A 17,202-nucleotide genomic window follows, 5' to 3' on the forward strand; every position below is an offset into this window, starting at 1 on the left:
GGTTGGCTTTTCGGTACAGGAGGAAGATCATGAAGCGATGGTTGGTGGCGGTTTTGGCGTTGGCGGGACTTGGGGGCGCATTGGCCCAGACCACGGTGCGGCTGCAAGGTTTCGGGGGCAACGACCCTGCGGTGCTCCAGGGGTTGCTGCGCGAGGTGGTGAACCCGGCGTTGGAGAAGGACAACATCAAGGCGGTGTATGAGGGGGTGGAGGGAGACTATAACGCTACCTTGCTCAACGCCCTCTCCGCGGGGACCGCAGGCGACCTGTTCTATGTGGACGTGTTCCAGTCCGAGCCGATCTTCGCCTCGGGGAAGGTGGAGCCGCTCGACAAGTACTTTACCAAGCAGGAACTCGGCCAGTTCCTACCCAGCCTGCTCCAGGCATTTACCCTGGGCGGAAAGGTCTACGGCATCCCTAAGGACTTCAATACCCTGGCCATCGAGTACAACAAGGACCTCTTCGACGAGGCCAAGGTGCCCTACCCTAACCAGACCGATACCTGGGACACCTTCAAAGACAAGCTGAAGAAAGTCCAGGCCGCGCTGGGCGACGTGGCTGGGGTATGCGTGGTGGCCGACTACGCCCGCATGGGGGCCTTCGCCCACGCGGCCGGCTTCCGGCCCTTCAACGCCCAGGGCAAGACCGTGCTAGACGAGAATTTCCGCCGCGCCTTCGAGTGGTACACCTCCTTGGTCAAGGACGGGGCGGGCAAGTTTGCCCAGGACCTCGGCGAGGGCTGGACTGGCGGCTGCTTCGGCAAAGAGAAGGCCGCGGTCGCCATCGAGGGGGCCTGGATCGGCGGCTTCTTGCGGGATAGCGCTCCCAACCTCCGCTACGGCACCACCTTCTTACCGCTGGATCCCAAGACCAAGCAGCGCGGCAACTTCGTCTTTACGGTCTCCTGGAGCTTGAACGCGGCCTCCAAGAACAAGGAAGCGGCCATCAAGGTGCTCAAAGCCCTGACCAGCCCCGAGGCGCAGAACTGGGTGCTGGCGCGCGGGTTGGCCCTGCCCAGCCGCACTGCTTTGGCCAACAGCCCCATCTTCCAGCGCACCGGCAAGGAAGCCGAGCTCAACCGCACGGTCTTCAACGGCTCTACCAAGATCGGCGGGGCGGTGCTGCCCTTCAAATTCGGCAAGTACAACGGGGCTGACTGGATGCGTCCCATCAACGAGGCCCTGCAGGCGGTGATCACCGGGAAGAAGAGCGTGGACCAGGCCATCGCGGACGCGCAGGCTGAGCTGAACCGCCTCGTTCGATAATCGTCCGCAAGCAAAGCCGGGGCACACGCCTGGCGTGTGCCCCGGCCTCCAAAGGAGGGAAAATGCCTAGGGCAAAACGCACCGAACTGCTCTACGCGCTGCTGTTCACGGCCCCCTTTTTGCTCTACCTGCTGGTGTTTCATGGCTATGCCTTTGTGCGCGCGGTCTTTTTCAGCCTGACCAACAAAGATCTGTTCAATGCCCCGAGCTTTGTGGGCCTAGCCAACTACGTCTATTTGTTTCGCGACGAACGCTTTTTGTTGGCCTTGCAGCACTCGGTTTCTTTCACCTTGGTGGTGACGGTCTTGCAGACCTTTTTGGCACTGGTGATGGCCGCCATCGTCAACCAAAAAATCCGCGGGATCATCTTTTTCCGAACCGTCTACTATGTGCCCAGCATTCTTTCCTCGGCGGCGGTGACGCTCATCGCCATCTGGTTCTTTCAGCGCAACGGCTTCCTCAACTCCATCATCGGCTGGTTCGGCGCTCACGGGCCGGTGATCCTGGCCTTCCTGGGCATCTTCGCCCTGGCGCAAGCCGTCCAGGTCGTGTGGGAGCGCTCGAGGGGACTCCCGGTGAGCGTCTTCGACCCGGCTTTGGCCAGCCTATCGCTTTTGGTGGCCATCGCCGGGAGCTGGATCCTCTGCGCCTTGGGGTGGGTGACCCCCCGCGAAGCGGCCCCCTTTGACCTGGCCTGGCTTTCCGAGACCCGCAGCTTTTTGGGTATCCCCATCCCGCTTTGGGCCATCATCCTCCTCAACACCTTCACCACCATCCCTACCTTGATGCTGATCTTTCTGGCGGGCTTGCAGGACATTCCCAGGAGCGTCTACGAAGCGGCGTCCATCGACGGGGCCACCCCGGTGCAGCAGTTTTTTCACATCACCGTGCCGATGCTACGCCCGGTGACCTTTTTGGTAGTCACCCTCTCTCTGATCGGAACCCTACAGATGTTCGACCAGGTGGCCCTCTTGGGCAACGCCTCTTCCCTGGATTCCATCATCACCCTGGCCTATTTCGTCTACAACAACGTCTTCAACTCCAACGTGCCCGGCAACGTGGGAATCGCTTCGGCGGCGGCGCTGTTTTTGGCGTTGCTGACCTTTGCCATCGTGGGGCTACAGCGGCTGTTCGGCATCTCCGAGAAAGGGTACTGACCTCTAAGGAGGCGACATGGCAGCGCAGATCGCTCGACCCAAAGCCAAGCTCGACGAGCGCTTTCTGGCCCGCCGGCGCTGGGCCAGGGTGGGCTGGGTGTACGGGGCCATGCTGGCCCTGACGGTATTCTTTATTGGCCCTTTCTACGTAGCCTTTCTGGGCAGCCTCAAGGACAACCCGCTCGAGTACCCCTTCCGTTACTACTTCGCCCAGCTCCAGCCGGCCAACTGGGCGGCGGCCTGGCGATTGGGGCAGCAGGGGGCGGGTAACCCGTGGACTGGGGGGTTTGCGCCAGGGGCCAGGGTCCCCTTTGAGGTGGCCTATTTCGTGCCCCGTGACCAGCAGCCTGTGCCCCCCACCGTGGTGGTCCCCACCCGCCGCGCCGGGGCCGGCCTGAGTGCGGTGCTGGTTGAGGTTCAGGCCTCGCAGTACGCCAAAGTTTCGCCGGTGGAGGAGGTGAGCCGGACCCCCGCTGTGGTGGACGGCGAGCCTGGCCAGATCGTGCGCTACAGGTTCACGGTGACCTATCCCGGCTCTGGGCCCAAGGCCCCCCGCCTCCCGCTCGACGTGGAGGCCCCCCGCACCCAGCGCTTCTACGACGCCACCCTAGACCCCAACCGCCTGGAGCGCCGGGGCCGGGTGGCCAGCTGGGACAGCATCACCCCGGGCTTTTTCGGCTACACCTTCCGCAACTACCTGCGGGTCTTTAACGAAGCCCGCAACCCCGATACGCTCGAGAGCCTCTTCCTGCGCTGGACGGCCAATACCTTCTTCGTGGCCATCGCGGCGGTGGTCATCAACCTGATCTTCGCCTCGATGGCGGGTTACGCCTTAGCGCGGATGTACTTGCCCGGCAAGAACCTGATCTTCGGGGCTATCATCCTCTTGCTGGCGGTTCCCGCCCAGGTCACCTTTATCTCCAACTACCTGGTCCTGCGCGATCTGGGGTTGATAGGGGCGCTATGGGGGCTGATCATATGGATTGGCATTGACATGGCCCGGGTGTTTCTGATGAAGCAGTTCTTCGAGAGCATCCCCCGCGAGATCGAGGAGGCGGCGCTGATCGACGGGGCCACCCCCCTGGTCACCTTCTTCCGCATCATCCTGCCGATGGCCACCCCGGCGTTGGGGGCCCTCACCATCCTGACCTTCCAGGGGGTGTGGAACGAGTTCTTCAAGGCCACGGTGATCCTCTCGGCGCAGCAAAACAACTACACCCTGCCCCTGGGGCTCAACTTCTTCCGCAGCTCCTACGGGGTGCAGGGGGACTGGGGAGCGATGCTGGCCAGCGCTTTCCTCTCCATGATCCCGGTGGTGATCCTGTTCGTGGTGTTCCAGCGCTACTTTGTCGAGGGGGTTTCGACCAGCGCGGTGAAGGGCTAGGGGTCTGGTAACAAGAGCCAGGAGAGGATACCCACCCCGTTCCGCGCACGGCGTGTGGCTCCGAACATCACGTTACCCGTGCCCTGGGCGTCTCCCTCGAGCTCGGCCCCACTAGCGGTGAATAAGAGGTTTTTCTATGCTGCCACTCAAAGAAGACGATACATACGCGGTGCTTTCCGAACAAGGCATGGTGGTGGAGCGCGAGGAGGGCTTCTATCGCCACGATACCCGTTATCTGTCGCGCTATCGCTGGAACCTGCCGGGCTTTGCGCTCTTGCTTTCCGAGACTCCCCGCCCGGACCGGTTGCTACAACACTGGGCCCTCATCGTGGGTCCGGATCAGAAGGTGGGCTTGCGCCGCGAATTGGTGATGCTGCGGGGGGGGTTTCGCGAGCAGCTCCAGCTGGAAAACACCTCGCTCGAGCCCCATACCCTCGAGCTCTCCCTCGAGGCCGCGGCGGACTTCGCGGACTTGTTCGAGGCCCGTGGATGGCACCGGGTGACCCGCAAGGTCACGGGGTTCTCCTACACTTCTGAGGACGGCCTCGAGGTCGCCACCCGCCTGGAAACCCAACCCGCGGCCCCCGATGGCCGCTGGAAGCTCGAGCTAAAGCCCCATGAAAAGGCCAGGATCGCCGTGGAAGCCCGCTTCGAGGGCCCTTTCGATACCCACGGCCGCGCGCTGCCCAGCTACGAGGAGTGGATCCAGCGCTTTCCCCTGCACCTCTTTAGCGGGTGCAGCCAGCAGGTCTTGGAGCAGGCCCTCACCGATTTACGGGCGCTGCTATTCTCTCTCCCCGAGGGGCTGTACCCGGCGGCGGGCATCCCCTGGTACGTCTGCCCCTTTGGCCGCGACGGCCTGCTCACCGCCTACATGGTGCTGCCTTGGGGGGCGGAGGTCGCCAAGGGGGTGCTCACCTACCTCGCCAAGCACCAGGGCAAGGAGGTAGACCCGTTTCGCGACGAGGCTCCCGGCAAAATCCTCCACGAGGTGAGGCTGGGCGAACTCTCCCGGACTGGAAAGCTCCCTTTTGGCCGCTACTACGGCACGGTGGACGCCACGCCGCTGTTCGTGATCCTTTTGGAGCGCTACTGGCACGATACCGGGGATCTGGCGTTTGTCCGGCAGCTACAGCCCAACTGGGAGGCGGCCCTTTCCTGGATGACCACCTACGCTGACCCCGACGGGGATGGACTGTTGGAGTTTTTGCCCAACGAGAAGGGCCTCACCGTGCAATCCTGGAAGGATTCGGGCGATTCGCAAAGCCATCAGGACGGTTCGCTGGCCAAGGGGGCGATTACCGTAAGCGAGGTGCAGGGCTATGCCTACGCCGCCTACCGGGCCGCCGCCGGGTTCTACCGGGCCCTGGGGCAGCCGGAGCTGGCCCGGGGCTGGGAGGCCAGGGCGGAGCAGATCAAAGAACTCTTCCACCAGAGATTCTGGCTGCCCGAACTAGCGACCTACGCCCTGGCGCTGGATGGGGAGAAAAAGCCGCTCCGGGTCCTCTCCTCTAACCCTGGCCACCTGTTGTGGAGCGGCATCGTTCCCTCGGAGGTTGCTCCGGCGTTGGTCCGAACCATGTTTTCGCCGGCGCTTTGGAGCGGTTGGGGCTTGCGTACCTTGGGTGCGGGCGAGGTACGTTACAATCCGCTCTCTTACCACAACGGCTCGGTCTGGCCACACGATACCGCGATCTTTGCCGGGGGGTTGGCCCGCTACGGCTTCCACCGGGAGGCGCAAGAAGTAGCCGAGGCCTTGTTCCGCCTGGCGATGAGCCAGCGCGACCGGCGCCTACCGGAGCTGGTGGGCGGCTACGAGCGGCATCAGGGGGAACCGCCCGTGCCCTATCCGGCGGCCTGCCGCCCGCAAGCGTGGGACGCGGCAGCGGTGGTGTACCTGCTGCGGGTGGTGTGGGGGATGGAACCTGGGGTGAGGGCCGAGCCACCCCGGGAGGGGTTGTTGCGCCCGGCTTAAACCGGCCTTCCGGCCATCATGAAGCTGGCGGTCATCCCCCCGTCCACGGGGAGGATGGCCCCGGTGATGAAGCTGGCCCGCTCCGAGGCCAGAAACACTACCGCCTGGGCCACCTCGCTGGGCTGCCCCAACCGCCGCAGGGCGTGCAGGTCTTCCCAGTCGCGCAAGGTTCGTTGCGGGTCCTGGGAAGCCGCGATGGCTTCCAATACCCCTTCGGTTGCGATGGCCCCTGGGGCTACCGCGTTCACCCGGATGCCCAGGGGGGCTAAGTCGAGCGCTAAGGAGCGGGTGAGGTTGATCAGTCCGCCCTTCGAGGCGTTGTAGGAGGCGTTCTCCTGTTCGGCGAACAACCCCTGCACGCTCGCTACGTTCACGATGGCCCCCCCGCCGGCCTTAGCCATCTCCCGCGCCGCCAATGCCGAGAGGTGCATGGGAGCGGTCAGGTTGACCTCGAGCACCCGCCGCCAGGCCTCGAGCCCCACCCGCAAGGCCGAGCCCGCCGCGGCGATGGCAGCGTTGTTGACCAGCACGTCGAGCCGGCCCCAGACCCCCACCGCCCCCTGTACGAAGCGCTCTCGGTCGCCCTCGTCAGCGATATCGGCCTGTAAGGCAAAAGCCCCCCAGCTTTGGGCCAACTCCTGAATCTCGGGCCGCAGGTCGCACACCGCCAACCGTGCCCCTTCCTGGGCGAACAGCTCGGCGATGGCCCGCCCGATACCCCGGGCGGCCCCGGTTACCAAGACGACTTTACCTTGAAACATAGGACCCAGTGTATACCTGGCGCAACCGCCGGTTAACCGGCTTCCACCTCGTCGGCGGTAAGGGCCTCGGCCCAGCGCTCGAGGTGGGCGGCGTCCCCTACCGTGATGGCATAGCCCTCCTCGAGCCCCTCGGGAAAGGCCAGCCGGGTGATCGAGGTGTTTTGGATGCGAAAGCGCCGCCAGGTATCGCCCTCTAGGTTCAGCGCCAGCTTGAGCGCCGCCCGGATCACCCCGCCGTGGGTCACGATCAAGAGCCGGCTCGAGGGCAGCTCGCGCAAAAAGGCTTCGACCCGGCGGCTCACCTCGGCCATGCTCTCGCCCTGGGGCCGGGGGGTGTTCCAAGGGTCGGCCCGCACCGCCCGCACATAGTCGGGAAAGCGGGCTTCGATTTCGCTTTGCAACAGCCCTTGCAAGACTCCAGAGTTGATCTCCCGGATGCGGGGGTCCAGGTAGATGGGCATCTCCAGAGCCTGGGCGATGGGCCGGGCAGTCTCCTGGGCCCGTTCCAAGTCGGAGCTGTAGAGTTTGTCAAAGGTTACCCCGCTGGCCCGCAGCCGCTCGGCCAAGCGAAAGGTCTGGCCTACCCCCCGGGGCGAGAGCGGGACGTTGAGCTGCCCCTGGTGCCGTCCCTCGGCGTTCCAGGTGGTTTCCCCGTGCCGGACCAACCAGAGTTCCTTCATAACGCGCTAGGCGCGGCTGCGGTCGGGGTTCACAAGACCCTTACCCCAGCCTCCGCGGTGACTCGCCCTACACGATACCCCATGCCCAGCCTTTGCAGAGCTTGCGCCGCGTCGCTCTCCCTCACGACGATCAGGTAGCCCAGCCCCATGTTGAAAACCCGGAACATCTCGGGCAGCTCGACCTGCCCGGCCTGCTGGATCAGACGGAAGATAGGAGGAATCGGCCAGCTCCCCGTGTAGATCTCCGCTCCCAGCCCCTGGGGGAGCACCCGGGGCAGGTTTTCGTATACCCCGCCCCCGGTGATGTGGGCCATGGCCCTTACCTCCAAACCCGAGTCGAGCAGCCTGGAGACGGGCTCGAGGTAGCTCCGGTGGGGCTCGAGCAGGGCCGTGGCCAGGCTCATCCCTCCCAGCTCGGGGCGGGCTTCTTCCAGCTTCCACCCCGCGAAGACCTTGCGGGCCAGCGAGTAGCCGTTGGTGTGCAGCCCCGAGGAGGGAAGGGCCAGGAGGGCGTCGCCGGGCTCTACCCTCGAGCCGTCTACGATCCCGGACCGCTCCACCACCCCCACGATGGTACCTACCAGGTCTAAGCCGCCCGAGCGGTAAACGCCCGGCATCTCGGCGGTCTCGCCACCCAGCAAGGGAATCCCGGCGGCTTGGCAGGCCTGGGCCAACGATCCCAGAACCACTTCCAAAACTCCGGGCTCGAGCCGGGCGCTGGCTATGTAATCGAGAAAGAACAAGGGCCTGGCCCCCTGCACCAACAGGTCGTTGATGCAGTGGTGGACGATGTCGAAGCCCAGACCTTCCCAGCGCCCGGTCTGGGCGGCGAGCAAGGTCTTGGTGCCCACCCCGTCGGTGCTGGCCACCAGCACAGGCTGCTCCAGGCTTTTGAGCCTGGAGACCTCTAGCATCCCCCCAAAGGCCCCCAGCCCCCACAGCACCTCTGGCGTATAGGTGGCTTTGATCTTGGCCGAAGCCGCTTTGATGGCCCCGGCTTTGCGCTCGATGTCGACGCCGGCGTCTTCGTACCTCACGCGAGCGTCACCCCAATCGCCTCGGCCAGCAGTCGCCGCACCAGATCCGGTTTGGCGGTGCCTTTGGACTCCCGCATCACCTGGCCCAGGAGGGCGTTGATGGCCTGGAGCTTGCCCCCCCGGATCTCCTCCACCACCTGCGGGTTGGCCGCCACTACCTTTTGCACCAAGGCCTGAATGGCCCCGGCGTCGGCCAGCACCCGCAGACCGCGCTCCTCTACCAACCTCTCCGGGTCGGCCCCCTCCATCACCTCGCCCAGCAGGTTCTTGGCTACCCGGCTGGTGATCTCCCCCCGTTCCTGCAGGCCGGCGAGCTTGGCCAGGTTCTCCGGGGTGAGCCGGGTGTCCTCCACCTCGAGCCCTCGCTCGTTGAGGTAGCCTGCGACATCGGCGTTGAGCCAGTTGGCCAGGGATTGCGGATTGCCCTCATAGCGCTGGAGGGCCCGATCGAAAAAGCGAGAAAGCGAAGGGCTGTAAGCCAGAATCTCCGCGTCGTACGGGCGGATGCCCGAGGCCAAATAGCGCGCATACTTTTGCGCGGGAAGCTCGGGCATGGCGGCTTTGATACGCTCGAGCCAGGCTTGGTCGATGTGCAAAGGCGGCAAGTCCGGCTCGGGGAAGTAGCGGTAGTCCGACTCCCGCTCCTTCGTCCGCATCAGATAGGTTTTCCCCGCCGCCTCGTCCCAGCCCAAGGTGGCCGGCTCCACCCGGCGGCCCTGGCGCAGGAGTTCGGTCTGGCGCCTGATTTCAAACTCGAGGGCTCGAGCCACGCTCCGGAAGGAGTTCAGGTTCTTGATCTCGACCTTGGTGCCCAGCCCCTCCCCGACCCGCCGCACCGAGACGTTCACGTCGGCCCGCATCTTGCCCTCCTCGGGGTTGGCGTCAGAGATGCCCAAAGTCTGGGCGATGCTGCGGATGTGCGAGAGAAAGAGCCGCGCTTGCTCAGGGCTGCGGATGTCGGGCTCGGTCACCATCTCGATGAGGGGGGCCCCGGCCCGGTTGAGGTCGATCAGGCTATACGCGGCCCCTTCGGGGTGCAGGCTTTTCCCTGCGTCTTCCTCCAGGTGTACCCGCTTGATCCCGATGCGCTCTCCCGCGACCTCCAGATAACCGTTTTTCCCGATGGGGCGGTCGTACTGGCTGATCTGGTAGTTTTTGGGCATATCGGGGTAAAAGTAGCTTTTGCGGTGGAACTGAGTCCACCGAGCTATCTCGCACCCCAGCGCCAGCGCGAACATGATCCCGTAGTCCACCGCCTTGGCGTTCACCCGGGGCAGGACTCCCGGCAGCCCCAGATCGATGGGGTGGACGTGGGTGTTGGGGCCCTCCCCGAAATACTCAGCCGGGGTGGGGGAAAACATCTTGGTCTGAGTCTTGAGGTGAAGGTGCACCTCTAAACCCACGACGGCTTCGAAACCCGACATACGGGTTTATTCTAAGGCCAAATGCCTGCGCAAGGCTCGAGTAAAAGGGGAACGCGCGCCGGTACGGCGGTCCAACGGTCCGGTGCTGGACGAGTTCCCGGAGTTCTCCCGCGGCGCGCTGGAGGTGCTCAGGCAGCCTCTAGAGGATGGGGTGGTGACGGTCTCGAGGGCCAAGGCCAGCCTGACTTTTCCCGCAAAATTTTTGCTGGTGGCGGCGATGAATCCTTGCCCCTGCGGCTGGTTCGGCGACCCGGAAAGGCCCTGTAGCTGCACCCCCACCCAGCGCCTGCGCTACGTGAACCGCATCTCGGGCCCCCTGCTCGACCGCTTCGACCTGGTGGTGGAAGTCCCAAGGCTCACCCCCGCCGAACTCGCCCGCGCCCCCGAGGGGGAGTCCACCGCAGCGGTGCGAGAACGGGTGCTTGCGGCTCGAGAGAGGATGAAGGCCCGCCAAGGCCAACTGAACAGCGAACTCTTCGGTAGAGCGCTGCGCCAACACACCGCGCTGTCCCCCGCCTCCGAGGCTCTCTTGCAAGCGGCCACCAAACGCTTAGTCCTCACCGCCCGCTCCTACGACCGCATCCTGCGGGTGGCCCGCACCATCGCCGACCTCTCGAGCTCAGAACACATTCAGGAGGCCCACCTGGCCGAGGCCATCACCTACCGCAGGAGCCTGGGGTGAGGGCACAATGGGGCCGATCTGTTCTTCTGATTTACTGTCATACTGAATGTATGAAAGTCATCACTCAAGTCTCTCCTAGGGGGCAGATCACCCTGCCCGCTTCGGTACGCAAGGCCCTGGGCCTCAAAGCCGGGGATGCCCTGCTGCTGCGGGTGGAGGAGGGCCGGATAGTGCTGGAGCCAGCCCGGGTGCTTCCCATGGAGGCCTACACCGAGGAGCGCATCCAGGAGTTCACCCAGGCCGCTGAGGCGAGCGAGGAGGAACTGACCGCCTTCCGCAAAGCCTGGGGGTTGTAGTGCGGGTGTTCCTGGACGCCAACGTGCTCTTCTCGGCAGCGCTGGGGGGCGAGGTGTTCCGGTTGATCTGGCTCTTGGCCGAGCGGGGGCGGCTCGAGCTATGTACCAGCTTGCGCTGCTGGCTGGAGGCGGAGTTCAACCTCGAGCGCAAACGCCCCCGGGCTGCACCCCGGCTCCCCTTGCTGATGCAGCGGGTACAGCTTGTGGCAGAGCCGGAGGGAAGCGGCCCGCCCTGCGATGAGCCCCTGAAAACCCTGTTCAAGTCGCTGCCCGATAAAGACCGCCCGGTACTGCAAGCTGCCCTCCAGGCACAAGCCCAAATCCTGCTCACCGGCGACCTCAAGCACTTTGGCCCCCTGATGCAGCGGGAAGACCTCCCCCTGCGGGTGCTGAGCCCTGGGGATTTCATTCGTCGGGTAAGGCCCGGCTCATAATACCGATTCTGACAATCCAGTCAGGCTATACTCCCTCCATGGACGCCCTGGCCCTCTACCGGCAGGGCCGCTACGCCGAGGCCCTCCTGCTGGCCCACCCCGAGGGCCTACCGGGGGAGACCCTGGCCCGAGAACTCTAAGCCGCCCGGCCATCCTCGCGTGGGTGCGCCGGCTCAGCGCCCAGTACGGCTTCTTTGGTGCATTTGCCTTCCAGCACTGCGTATTGCAGGTGGTTGTCGGGAGTTGATTGGCCCTGCGCCTCCAAAGTATCGGGGAACCTCGCGTTGGTGCGACGGCCCCTTGAGTGTCCAGCTATAGCCTATCGGTAAAGACAAACCAAACCCACTCTCGTCCAGATACTTCAGGATGACCCGACCCGCGAGCGCCCCCTTTTGAGCGTTTCGAGCGCCGCTTCGGCCTGTTGCCGTAGCTGGGGGTCGGGCGGACCGGCCACGATGTAGCGATCCCGCTTCCAGGCGTAACCCAGTTGCCTGAGGTTGCGTCGTACGCTCTGTAGGCCCAACTCCAGGACAATGGCTTCGGTCAACTGCCGCGCATTCCAGCAGCGGTCTTCCGCTAGCTTGTCCTGCATAAACTGCAGCGCCTCTGCGTGAAGTTTGCGCCGATTGCCTTTCTGGGGGCGATCCGGCAGTCCCTCGAACTTTCGGCTGGTCCAGGCCTTCAGGGCTGCACCCACCGTCCGCACGTGGCCTCCGACATATGCAGCAATACGGCTCATCTCCCAACGCTGGTGCGACAGGCGAACCATCTGACTGCGCAGCCTGACCTTCTTGTTCATGTGCGGGCTCTGCTCGATGGCCCTCAGCCGCTCATCCTCTTCGCTGCTCAACTCAATGTACCGAAAGTTTCCCACAGTAAAAGTCTATCGTGAGTGTACTTAAAACTGGCCCGGTCCACCCATTCATACAGAACGGGATACGCCCGTGCAACCTGAGTGGTACGTCCTACGTCGTACGTCATACGTCATACGTCATACGAAGGGGATCGGTTCCCTAGGTGTACGGGCGTGGCCCGTCCCGACAGGGAATCTACCTCTAGGTGTACGGCGGTACGCCGTCCCGACAGGGGATCGTCCCCTGGGTGTACCGGCTCTGCCGGTCCCGATAGGGGATCGTCTCCCGCGTTTAGCGTAAGACGTACAGCGTACGACGTAAGTCGCGTTTTGCGTACGACGTATACCATCCCTGCTCGGGAAGGGGGGTATTTAGCTTCCCTGGCCCTCGGCCTGGAGGGCATTACCCGTCTTCAAAGCCGCCCAGCCTCGATGATGCTGGAGAGGAATTCCTTGGTACGCTCCTTTTGTGGGTTGCCAAAGATTTGCTCAGGCGGCCCTTCTTCGTGCACCACCCCCTGGTGCAAAAAGCACACCTTGCGGGCAACCTCCTTGGCAAAGCCCATCTCGTGGGTCGCCAGGATCATGGTCATGCCCTCGGCGGCCAACTGGCGCAGCAGGTTCAACACCTCCGAGACCAGCTCGGGGTCCAAGGCTGAGGTGATCTCGTCCAGGAGCAGTAGCTTGGGTTCCATCGCCAAAGCCCGCACGATGGCCACCCGCTGTTGTTGCCCACCGGAGAGGCGGTCGGGGTATTCGCCGGCCTTGTGCTCGAGCCCGATCCGCCGTAAAAGCCCCATCGCCCTCTCCTCGGCTTCGGCCCTAGGGATTTTGAGCACCTGCACCGGGGCCAGGGTCACGTTTTGCAGCACGGTCATGTGGGGAAAGAGGTTGAAGCTCTGGAAGACAATCCCCACCTCGCGCCGCAGCCGATCCAGGTCCACGCCGGGACCGGTGATACGATCCCCCTCCAGGCGGATCTCCCCCGCGCTGATGGCCTCGAGGCCGTTCACACAGCGCAGCAGGGTAGACTTGCCGCATCCCGACGGCCCGATCAGGCAGACCACCTGGTGCTCTTCTACGTCCAGGTTGATCCCCCGGAGCACCTCCACGTTGCCGTAGTGCTTGTGTACGTTGCGTATCTCGAGGAAGCTCATGGTGTCTAAGCCCGGGTGCGCCGCTTCTCCTGCTCGAGGAGCCGGTCTACAAAGCGTGTTTGGGGAATGGTGATCAGCATGAACAAAATCGCCACGGTGGTCACCGCCGAGAGGTTGAAGCGGTTGGAGGCAATGATCTTGGCCTGGTTGAACCCATCGATCACCCCCACCACATTCACCAGCGCGGTGTCTTTTTGCAGGGCGATAAAGTCGTTCAGCAGGGGCGGTATGATGCGCCGCACCGCCTGAGGGATGATTACAAAGCGCAGGGTCTGGCTGAAGGAAAGGCCCAACGAGCGGGCCGCGGCCCACTGGCTGGGGTGGATGCTGTCGGGCCCGGCGCGGTACACCTCGGCCACATAGGCCCCGTAGCTCACCGTAAGGGCCAGAATAGCCAGCCATTCCGGCGGCCAATCCCGCACTAGGGGCACATTGGCCAGCGGCAGGCCCAAGGCGATGAGGTAGATGCTGATGATGGTGGGCAGTCCCCGGAAGGCGTCGGTGTAGAGGGTAGCCAAAAAGCGGATCGGGGATCCGGCCCGCCCTGGGACCATGCGGGCTACCGCGATCACCAGCCCCCAGATCAAGATGAACACCTCGGCCACGCAAAACATCCAGACGTTTTTCCAGAAAGCTTGCAGCACCAGGCTGAAGGAGTCCTGGATCAGCGAGAGTTTGAAAAAGGTAGCCCCTACCGCTCCGTCGTTGGCCAGCAAAAACTGGATCGCCACGAACACCAGCGCGGCCGCTACGGCATAACCGATGGCATACCAGGCCCATTCGCGGGCCGCGGCGGCCTTGACCCGGGCTTCGATGAGTTCATGACGCCCGAGGGCGGCTCGAGCCTGGCTTGCGTCGCGCAACCCCCAGCCTACCGGGAAAAGCAGCAGCAGGGGTAGCAAAGCAGCCAGGGCCAGCAAGGCCATCACCCAGGGGTGCTCGAGCTTGTTTTGCACGAGCACCTTGTGTAACTTCTCCAAAGTAGCCCAGGCTCCAGCGATGACCAAAACGCTCACCACCAGGGACGCCAAGGCCAGGGGAGTGGCGTCTTTAGGAATCGAAGGGGCGCGGTTGCGCCCCTGCTTGTTGATTGTGTTCACGGTAGGGGCCTAGGGCTTGAGGTAGGGAATCGCGGTGGGGTCGCCACCGAACTCCTTGGCCAGATAGGTCTGGGTGAGTTTCTTGATGGTTCCGTCCGCATTGAGGGCCTGGATGATGCGGTCGAAGGTGGCCCGATTAGGCGAGCCCTTGGGGTAGATGGCCCCGTAGCTCTCGCCGGTCTTGTACTGCCCCACCACCTCCAAAGCCCCGTTGGATTTCGCCGCCTGCACCAGCACGATGGCGGTATCGAGCATCACCACATCCACCTGGCGGGCCTGCAGCGCGGTGAACATGTTAGGGGTATCGGGGAAGACCCGAACGTTGGCGGAGGGAACTTTGAGCACGTTCTTGACAAAATCCACCGCGGTGGTCCCCTGCTGCACCCCGATCTTCAGGTTTTTGATGTTGCTCGAGTTCACCTTGGTGCCCTTGCGCACCAGCAACCCCTGGTCGGAGGAGAAGTAGGGGGGCGAGAAGTCCACCACCTTTTTGCGCTCCTCGGTGATGGTGACCTGCGAGAGGGCAATGTCGAAGGCTTTGGTCTGCCCCGCGACCAAAGCGTCAAAGGAGACGTTTTGCACTACTACCTTATCGAGCCCTGCGCGATAGGCGATGTTGGCCGCCAGGCAGTATTCGAAGCCAGACTTGATGGTCTGGGGAGTGTCGCCGTTCCACCAGCCGGGGGCGGGCAGGTTGGTCTGCACGGTGAGCTGGCCCGGTACCGCGGGTTTGATGGAAAACTCGCCCTTTTTGCCGGTAAGCTCGCAATCGCCGATCTTCTGGGCCAAAGAGAGGGAAGCTACGGCCAGCGCCAGCAGGACGACCCACTTCTTGCTCATCAAAACCTCCAGTAAACCTGAATTACGTGGCTAACCATACTGAAAGGGTAGCCAGGTGTCAATCCAGGCCGGGGCCAGGGTACGGGAGGCGGATGAGTGCGAGATTAACTGCTCGGCCAGAGGAGTGCCCCACGGAGAAATGCCCGATTTGGGCGGATCTAAGGGGCGAGGGCCTGGGCTAGCAGGCGGTGGAAGTGGTGGACCCCCTGTTCCCGGGCCACGCTAAAGCGCCCGCGGTCGTAAAAGCGCGACTTAACTCCCTTTTGCACGGCTTCTACCACCACCTCATCCTCGCGCTCTACCCGGTCTAGCGCCGCCCCCGCCCCGGAGTCCAGCAGGTCGGGCCTCCACACGTAGGGCAAGAACGAGACTTTGGTGAGTTCCGGCCCCAAAGGCCGCACCACGTTCACCGAAAGGCCCCAGGGGTAGAAGTTCAGCATCAGGTTGGGAAAGACCCAGTAGTAGTAGGCCCCGATGCGCTGGCCATAGTCGGGGGAGTCTTTGGGAAGCTCGAAGGCCGTCTCGCCCGAGGCCGCTACGCCTAGCTGTAGGTTGCACCAGCCGTAGACCTCGGTGGTGTAGCTGCCGTAGTCGATCGCCGCGTTCAGCGAGGCGTGGATGAAGGGGATGTGGAAGCCCTCGAGGTAGTTGTCGCAGTACAGGGCCCAGTTAGCCCGCACCAAATAGTCACGGGCCCGCGCGGGTTCGAAGTAAAACTGCTGCAGCGGCAGCCAGCCCAGGCGCTCCTCTATGGGCTTCAAGACCTCCTCCAGCGGCACCGCCGGGTCTAGGCTGGCAAAGAGAAACTTACCCCGCCACAGCCCGAAGGGAACTTTGGGCAGATGGTCTTTCTCGCTGGGGAAATCCTTCACCCCCTCGAACTCCGGCATGGCCTGGAAACAGCCGTCCAGGCCGAAGCGCCGCCCGTGGTAGCGGCAGCGCAGGTAGCGGGCGTTGTCCCCGGTCTCAGCCACCAGCATCCCCCGGTGGGTGCAGACGTTGGAGAGGAGGTGGAGCCGGTCGTCGTGGTCGCGGGTGATCACCAGCGGCTCGTCGAGGAAGCCCTCCAGCAGGGTAAAGGGCTTGACCGTGCCAGGCGCTTTGAGGTCGTCGGTGTCGCCCACCCACTGCCAGGTGCGGGCGAACACCCGCTCCTTGGCCCGTTCGAAGATCTCAGGGTCTTTGTAAAACGCCGCGGGCAGGGTAGAGGCTTGGGAGATATCCGGGTGGACATACAGCTCGGGCATGGGCATCCTTTCTTGTGCGGATGGATTGGCTTTGGGTCTGGATCGGCCATCAACCGCGGGTCCGCGCTACTTCCCCGCCGCGACGATGGCTCGAGCAAAGCACAGCCGTTTCGCCTCGAGGTCAATCCAGGAGCTGCCCATAGGGTAGAGGAATCATAGCAAAATTCCCCTTGAGGTGTCTTCCAGAGGAGATTGAGCGCCCTCGGCGCTGCTGGGCCGAGGTCTCGCTAATCGCCCCTGAGCCGGTAGCCCTGGCCCCACACCGTCTCAAGCCGATCCGACTCGGTGAGGAGCTTTTTGCGCAGCCGGCCAATGTAGATGTCCACCACCCGCTCGGTACCCTCGTACTCGGCGCCCCAGTGCCGCACCAGCAGTTCCTCGCGGCTGAAGATGCGCCCGGGGGCCTGGGCCAGGGTCATCAGCAGGTCGAACTCCAAAGGCGTGAGGTGCAACGTGTCGTTGTCGAGCCAGGCTTCGCGGCTGCCGGGGGAGAGCTTGAGCGAGCCCATCACGATGAGCCCCAGCCGGCCCGAACGGCGCAAGAGGGCCTTCACCCGGGCGGCCAGCTCGCGCACGCTAAAGGGTTTGGTGAGGTAGTCGTCGGCCCCGCTCTCGAGGCCCCGCACCCGGTTGGTCTCGTCGGCATGGCCGGTGAGCATCAGCACCGGCAACTGGCCGAAATTCTGGCGAATGCCCTCGAGGACTTCCCAGCCGGATTGTCGCGGCAGGCCCACATCGAGTACCACCAGATCCGCTTCCGGTACGAAGTCCATGGCCTCGACGCCGTCACGGGCCTCCAGTACGGTAAGCCCTGCCGATTTCAGGGTAGAGGCGACCAACATACGAATGCCCGGATCGTCTTCTACGACCAGTACTTTGGCTGGCATCGCGTCTTCCCCCCACCAAGGAT

16 protein-coding genes and 1 pseudogene are annotated in these 17,202 nt (G+C 63.9%); 7 read left to right on the forward strand and 10 right to left on the reverse strand.

From position 1 onward, the window contains the following. The first annotated feature begins 29 nt into the window (after positions 1-29). The 4 genes from DNA98_RS03370 (at position 30) to DNA98_RS03385 (ending at position 5,781) form a co-directional block, all read left to right on the forward strand. Entirely contained in the window at positions 30-1,265 is a 1,236-nt protein-coding gene (locus tag DNA98_RS03370) for an extracellular solute-binding protein (RefSeq protein WP_110525743.1), read from the forward strand. Between the two features lie 62 nt (positions 1,266-1,327). Further along, positions 1,328-2,422 (forward strand): carbohydrate ABC transporter permease, encoded by a 1,095-nt coding sequence (locus DNA98_RS03375; protein WP_110525746.1) that lies wholly within the window; start codon positions 1,328-1,330, stop codon positions 2,420-2,422. A 16-nt stretch (positions 2,423-2,438) separates the two neighbouring features. Next, on the forward strand, positions 2,439-3,806 hold the full coding sequence (locus DNA98_RS03380) for a carbohydrate ABC transporter permease (protein ID WP_110525749.1): 1,368 nt from the start codon (positions 2,439-2,441) through the stop codon (positions 3,804-3,806). A gap of 136 nt (positions 3,807-3,942) precedes the next feature. Next, complete coding sequence (locus DNA98_RS03385) at positions 3,943-5,781, forward strand: glycogen debranching N-terminal domain-containing protein (protein WP_110525752.1); 1,839 nt, start codon at positions 3,943-3,945, stop codon at positions 5,779-5,781. On the opposite strand, the gene DNA98_RS03390 is transcribed toward DNA98_RS03385, so the two are convergent. From DNA98_RS03390 to gatB, 4 genes are read right to left on the reverse strand one after another with little or no spacing between them, the layout of a single operon-like run. Then, the gene (locus DNA98_RS03390) at positions 5,778-6,542 is read right to left on the reverse strand and encodes an SDR family NAD(P)-dependent oxidoreductase (protein ID WP_370444429.1); all 765 of its coding nucleotides are present in this window, start codon (positions 6,540-6,542) and stop codon (positions 5,778-5,780) included. The two genes, DNA98_RS03385 and DNA98_RS03390, sit on opposite strands and share 4 nt — an antisense overlap. Positions 6,543-6,574: 32 nt before the next feature. Continuing rightward, on the reverse strand, positions 6,575-7,222 hold the full coding sequence (locus tag DNA98_RS03395; RefSeq protein WP_110525755.1) for a histidine phosphatase family protein: 648 nt from the start codon (positions 7,220-7,222) through the stop codon (positions 6,575-6,577). A gap of 29 nt (positions 7,223-7,251) precedes the next feature. Then, positions 7,252-8,259, reverse strand: coding sequence for a phosphoribosylformylglycinamidine cyclo-ligase (gene purM / locus DNA98_RS03400; protein WP_110525758.1), 1,008 nt, complete (start codon positions 8,257-8,259; stop codon positions 7,252-7,254). After that, positions 8,256-9,683 carry an Asp-tRNA(Asn)/Glu-tRNA(Gln) amidotransferase subunit GatB gene (gene gatB / locus DNA98_RS03405; RefSeq protein ID WP_110525761.1) on the reverse strand — a complete coding sequence of 476 codons (1,428 nt, stop codon included), beginning with the start codon at positions 9,681-9,683 and terminating at the stop codon, positions 8,256-8,258. The genes purM and gatB overlap by 4 nt, the downstream gene beginning before the upstream one ends. Before the next feature lie 85 nt (positions 9,684-9,768). Here gatB and DNA98_RS03410 point away from each other — a divergent pair. From DNA98_RS03410 to DNA98_RS03420, 3 genes and pseudogenes are all read left to right on the forward strand, one after another. Continuing rightward, positions 9,769-10,365, forward strand: a pseudogene (locus tag DNA98_RS03410) (ATP-binding protein); the annotation flags it as partial. A gap of 50 nt (positions 10,366-10,415) precedes the next feature. Next, on the forward strand, positions 10,416-10,661 hold the full coding sequence (locus DNA98_RS03415; RefSeq protein ID WP_110525764.1) for an AbrB/MazE/SpoVT family DNA-binding domain-containing protein: 246 nt from the start codon (positions 10,416-10,418) through the stop codon (positions 10,659-10,661). After that, a complete protein-coding gene (locus tag DNA98_RS03420) occupies positions 10,661-11,095 on the forward strand; it encodes a PIN domain-containing protein (protein WP_110525767.1) in 435 nt (144 codons plus the stop codon). Before DNA98_RS03415 ends, DNA98_RS03420 begins: the two co-directional genes overlap by 1 nt. A gap of 361 nt (positions 11,096-11,456) precedes the next feature. On the opposite strand, the gene DNA98_RS03425 is transcribed toward DNA98_RS03420, so the two are convergent. The 6 genes from DNA98_RS03425 to DNA98_RS03450 all read right to left on the reverse strand — a co-directional run bounded on the left by DNA98_RS03425 (position 11,457) and on the right by DNA98_RS03450 (position 17,179). Next, on the reverse strand, positions 11,457-11,969 hold the full coding sequence (locus tag DNA98_RS03425; protein WP_110525770.1) for a helix-turn-helix domain-containing protein: 513 nt from the start codon (positions 11,967-11,969) through the stop codon (positions 11,457-11,459). A gap of 392 nt (positions 11,970-12,361) precedes the next feature. Further along, positions 12,362-13,105: an amino acid ABC transporter ATP-binding protein gene (locus DNA98_RS03430; protein WP_110525773.1), complete on the reverse strand. Its 744-nt coding sequence runs from the start codon at positions 13,103-13,105 to the stop codon at positions 12,362-12,364. A gap of 5 nt (positions 13,106-13,110) precedes the next feature. Continuing rightward, on the reverse strand, positions 13,111-14,205 hold the full coding sequence (locus DNA98_RS03435; protein ID WP_110525776.1) for an amino acid ABC transporter permease: 1,095 nt from the start codon (positions 14,203-14,205) through the stop codon (positions 13,111-13,113). Positions 14,206-14,214: 9 nt separating this feature from the next. Then, positions 14,215-15,045: an ABC transporter substrate-binding protein gene (locus tag DNA98_RS03440; RefSeq protein WP_110525779.1), complete on the reverse strand. Its 831-nt coding sequence runs from the start codon at positions 15,043-15,045 to the stop codon at positions 14,215-14,217. Positions 15,046-15,203: 158 nt separating this feature from the next. After that, a complete protein-coding gene (locus tag DNA98_RS03445; RefSeq protein WP_110525782.1) occupies positions 15,204-16,292 on the reverse strand; it encodes an SRPBCC family protein in 1,089 nt (362 codons plus the stop codon). A gap of 227 nt (positions 16,293-16,519) precedes the next feature. After that, the gene (locus tag DNA98_RS03450) at positions 16,520-17,179 is read right to left on the reverse strand and encodes a response regulator transcription factor (protein WP_110525785.1); all 660 of its coding nucleotides are present in this window, start codon (positions 17,177-17,179) and stop codon (positions 16,520-16,522) included. Positions 17,180-17,202 lie beyond the last annotated feature (23 nt).

The organism is Meiothermus sp. Pnk-1, assembly GCF_003226535.1.
In the GTDB taxonomy this organism is placed as follows: Bacteria; Deinococcota; Deinococci; order Deinococcales; family Thermaceae; genus Allomeiothermus.